This is a genomic window from Pedobacter sp. 01T416_2 (genome assembly GCF_056398925.1).
Genome location: NZ_JBFTQI010001211.1, coordinates 1 through 1,068 on the forward strand (window position 1 = coordinate 1; position 1,068 = coordinate 1,068).

A 1,068-nucleotide genomic window follows, 5' to 3' on the forward strand; every position below is an offset into this window, starting at 1 on the left:
GTACGATTGATGGTTTTGTGCAAAAAGTAATCCGTGGTTTTGCTTTCGAGCTTGGCCTAGTACGATTGATGGTTTTGTGCAAAAAGTAATCCGTGGTTTTGCTTTCGAGCTTGGCCTAAATGCCGATTATAATTTAGAAATGAATTATGACAAGGTAAAGGATGATCTCGTAAATAAACTAGACGAAGCTTTAGACCATAATAAACAGCTCTTACAATGGATCATCGATCTGGCTATCGAACGCATTAGTGACAATAAAAGCTGGAACTATAAATTCGAACTTTATAATTTAATTGGCGAAATATTTTCCGAACGTTTCCAGATCTTTGAAGATGCGGTAAGCACCCTTGGTTTAGAAAACGTCGACGAATTATTTAAAAAATACATAGATGTTACCAAAACAGAAATCAAGACCTTTGAAGAGGAACTGATTTCTCTGGCAACCGAAGCGAATGAAGCCCTGAATGTAATCGGTGTAGAAGCCGAACATCTCAAAGGGAAATCGCGTAGCCCGCTGGCTAAAATTATCCTGGTTGCAAGAGGCGATTTTTCTAAGATAGAACCACTATTCAATTTAATCGACGAACCCGATGAGTGGTTTCAAAAAAATGCAAATTTTCCGGAGGCTTACGATACGGTAAATCCGATCCTCCAGAAATTAAAAACGCATTATTTAGCACATTTACCAAATTATAGCCTCGCCATCGCTTTTAATAAAAATCTTTACTATTTAAGGTTGATGCAGGAAATTGCCGTATTATTGAAAGAGTACCGGGCAGAAAATGACAATCTGCTCATTAGCGATGCACAAAAACTGATCTCCGGAATTACCGAAGATGCAGGCGATAACCCTTCTTTTATCTGGGAAAAAGTGGGTAACCGCTACCGTAATTTCTTATTCGACGAATTTCAGGATACCTCCACCAGCCAATGGGGAAGTTTTAAATCGCTCTTAACAAATGCGATGGCTACGCCGAGCGAAGATCTGATCGATCACCTGATTGTTGGCGATACCAAACAATCTATTTACCGTTGGCGTAATGGCGATTGGAACATCCTGCATAAACA

At 39.4% G+C, this 1,068-nt stretch carries 1 protein-coding gene; it reads left to right on the forward strand.

The genetic code is table 11. The features are described 5' to 3' along the window. Positions 1–76: 76 nt before the first annotated feature. The coding region (locus AC1DPQ_RS28620; RefSeq protein WP_477611694.1) for a UvrD-helicase domain-containing protein at positions 77–1,068 on the forward strand (992 nt) is incomplete at its 3' end.